Origin of the sequence: Cupriavidus cauae (assembly GCF_008632125.1) — a bacterium.
Taxonomy (GTDB): Bacteria; Pseudomonadota; Gammaproteobacteria; order Burkholderiales; family Burkholderiaceae; genus Cupriavidus; species Cupriavidus cauae.
The window spans coordinates 1-2855 of record NZ_VWRN01000032.1 but is presented as its reverse complement, the minus strand read 5'-3'; the positions used below and the strand labels follow the sequence as shown (position 1 = coordinate 2855).

Annotated in this window: 3 protein-coding genes and 1 pseudogene; 2 read left to right on the top strand and 2 right to left on the bottom strand. The window is 67.7% G+C overall.

What is annotated here, in order from left to right:
• Positions 1 to 227: 227 nt before the first annotated feature.
• Both F1599_RS12170 and F1599_RS12165 read right to left on the bottom strand, forming a co-directional pair.
• Entirely contained in the window at positions 228 to 566 is a 339-nt protein-coding gene (locus F1599_RS12170) for a P-II family nitrogen regulator (protein WP_006159494.1), read from the bottom strand.
• 60 nt (positions 567 to 626) lie between these two features.
• Positions 627 to 1397 carry a TorF family putative porin gene (locus tag F1599_RS12165; RefSeq protein ID WP_149317155.1) on the bottom strand — a complete coding sequence of 257 codons (771 nt, stop codon included), beginning with the start codon at positions 1395 to 1397 and terminating at the stop codon, positions 627 to 629.
• Between the two features lie 381 nt (positions 1398 to 1778).
• Between F1599_RS12165 and F1599_RS12160 the strand changes: the two are divergent.
• Both F1599_RS12160 and F1599_RS12155 read left to right on the top strand, forming a co-directional pair.
• Positions 1779 to 2027, top strand: a pseudogene (locus F1599_RS12160) (accessory factor UbiK family protein); the annotation flags it as partial.
• Positions 2028 to 2382: 355 nt separating this feature from the next.
• The coding region (locus tag F1599_RS12155) for a magnesium chelatase domain-containing protein (protein ID WP_317845743.1) at positions 2383 to 2855 on the top strand (473 nt) is incomplete at its 3' end.

Sequence of the window (2855 nt, the reverse complement as noted above, 5' to 3'; positions counted from 1 at the left end):
CGCGGCAGCCGGGGCGGCAGGCGCCGTGGCGGCGGCCGAAGCCTCGGCGGCGGGCTTGTCCTGGGCCGCGGCCGGGCCGGACAGCGCCATGCCCGCCGTGCCCAGGGCCAGCGCCATCGCGCCGGCCGTCAGGAATCGTTTGAACCAGCTAGTCATCTGAATACCCTCTTGTCGCTTTTGTCGCGCTTGTGGCTTGTATCGCGTGTGTGTTTGCGTCCGGCGTGCCGTTACAGGGCGTCGCCGCCGGTCTCCCCGGTACGGATCCGGATGACCTGCTCGATCGGTGCGACGAAGATCTTGCCGTCGCCGATCTTGCCGGTGCGGGCCGACTTCTCGATCGCCTCGATGGCACGGTCCACCACGTCGTCGGGCACCGCCACCTCGATCTTGACCTTGGGCAGGAAGTCGACGATGTATTCGGCGCCGCGGTACAGCTCGGTATGGCCCTTCTGCCGGCCGAAGCCCTTGACCTCGGTGACGGTGATGCCGGACACGCCCACGTCCGACAGCGCTTCACGCACTTCGTCGAGCTTGAACGGCTTGATGACGGCGATGATCAGTTTCATCCGTGTTCTCCTGAGAGCGCGGCCCCGTTCCAGCCGGGGCCCGCTCGTGCTGACCGTGAATTAGAAAGTCTTGGTGAGCGTGGCAACCACCGTGGCCTTGCCCATGTAGCGGCCCGAGGTGTTGGTGTAGACGCCGCGCTTGGCATTGGTGTCGACATACGAGACCGCGGCCGAGAAACCGTTGCCCAGGTCCTTGGTCAGGCCGAGCTTCCAGTCGGTGTACGAGGCGTCCGACACGTTCTGCACCTTCTGGTAGCCGACGTGCGCGTTCAGCGTCAGGCCCCAGAACTCGAGCGGCACGTTGGCCGACAGGTCGACGTACCAGCTGTTCTTGCTGTCGTAGAAGCCGAACAGGTTGGTCGGCGCGTACGAATACTTGAGGAACACCGGGCCGTAGCCGATGCCCGCGTACAGCTCGGTGGTGTACGGGCGGGTGAAGTTGGCCGGATAGTCGCCGGGGTAGTAGTACTGCAGCACGCCGACGTCGTAGTTCCACTTGCCGTCGCCGAAGGTGTTCTTGAAGCCGGCGTAGAAGTCCATCTCGATCGGGGCCGACACCTCGTCGTTGCTGTCGTTCAGCCAGCTGATGCTCGAGTTCCAGTTGCCCGCGTAGAAGCCGCTCGCATGGCTGTAGTCGAAGCCGCCCTGGATCGCCGGCCGGCGATTGGTCTGCATGATCCCGCGGTAGCGGTATTCGGAGGCCAGCGTCACGTTCGCCGTGAACGTATGCGGCGAGGCCGCTTCGGCGGTCGCGGGCGCGCTCTGCGCCAGTGCGGTGGTGGCGGAACCGCACAGCGTCAGCGCGCCGATGGCGAGGGCCAGCGTCTTCATGGATTTCTTCTCCTTTTCCTTGGGCTCGGGACTTCTCTGTCAGGGCGGATACTGCAACTGCCATGCCAGGGTCCGGCGTGGAGCGGGCGCGCATGGACAGCCCTGACGGCACGCTGAACGCCTCGTATGCAAGCCGGTTTCCATCTGCCTTCGAAAAGCCCGCAACACGGGGCTGGGCGCGCCGCGCCGGGTTAAATGCTGTGTCCGGCGGGGCGAAGCCGCTTTTCCCGGCGCGCTTCACGGGCCATAATCCGCCCATGCCACCGGCTGGTGCCGGCCGCCGCCACGGGCGCGCGCTGCACCGATACCGTGCAGATGCGCCCATCCGGCCGCTCCCGCCGCCCCCGATCGATGCACCCCCACGGTGCAGAAGGAGAAACGATGAAACCCACCGATCTCTTCAACGACCTGCAGAGCAAGGTCAGCGAGGTCCTGCGCAATTCGCCCGCCAAGGACATCGAGAAGAACGTCCGCAGCATGATGACCCAGGGCTTTGCCAAGCTCGATCTGGTCACGCGCGAGGAATTCGACGTGCAGTCGCAGGTGCTCGCCCGCACGCGCGCACGGCTCGAGGAGCTGGAGATGCGAGTCGCGGACCTGGAACGGCGCGCCGGCATGGCAGGCGCGGCGGGTGTGGGCCCGGCCACGGTCGGCACCGCCGGCGCCGGCACCACGGCCTCGGCCACCTCGGTACCGGGCTCGACCACGCCCGAGCCGGGCACCGGGCCGGCAAACCCGGGGCTGGCCGGCTGAACGCGCCAGACCTCACGTCATGCGAAGGCCGCCGGGCAACCGGCGGCCTTCTGCGTTTACGGCGGCGTTAATAAATCGGTGACATGCCGGATCGCCCTTCCACCGCCTTCGTCCACCGCATTTGTATACCGCATTCGTCTACCGCATTCGTCCACCGCCTTGGTCCGTCGCCCAGGCCCATCACCCTCGTCCATCTTTCCTCCACCTCTTCCTCTTTCCCCTGGTCACCCCCATGCACCTCGCCGTCCTGCGCAGCCGCGCCCTGACCGGCATCGACGCGCCGCCGGTCTCGGTCGAAATCCATCTGGCCAACGGCCTGCCCGCCTTCGCCATCGTCGGGCTGGCCGAGACCGAGGTGCGCGAGAGCCGCGAGCGCGTGCGCGCCGCGATCCTGAACTGCGGCTTCGAATTCCCGAACCGCCGCATCACCGTCAATCTGGCCCCGGCCGATCTGCCCAAGGAATCGGGCCGCTTCGACCTGGCCATCGCGTTGGGCATCCTGGCGGCCAGCGGACAGATTCCGGCGGCGGCGCTGGACGGCTACGAGTTCGCGGCGGAGCTGTCGCTGTCGGGCGTGCTGCGGCCGGTGCGCGGCGCGCTGGCGATGGCGATGGGGCTGGCGCGCGAGCACGCCGGCGCGGTGTGCGGCCGAGCGAGCGGCACAGCGGGCGGCTTGGTGGCTGGCCCAGCGAGCGGGCCAACGGG

Excerpts from the sequence above, each read along its gene's own strand:
- F1599_RS12170 (WP_006159494.1), bottom strand. The coding sequence starts at position 566 with ATGAAACTGATCATCGCCGTCATCAAGCCGTTCAAGCTCGACGAAGTG.
- F1599_RS12165 (WP_149317155.1), bottom strand. The coding sequence starts at position 1,397 with ATGAAGACGCTGGCCCTCGCCATCGGCGCGCTGACGCTGTGCGGTTCC.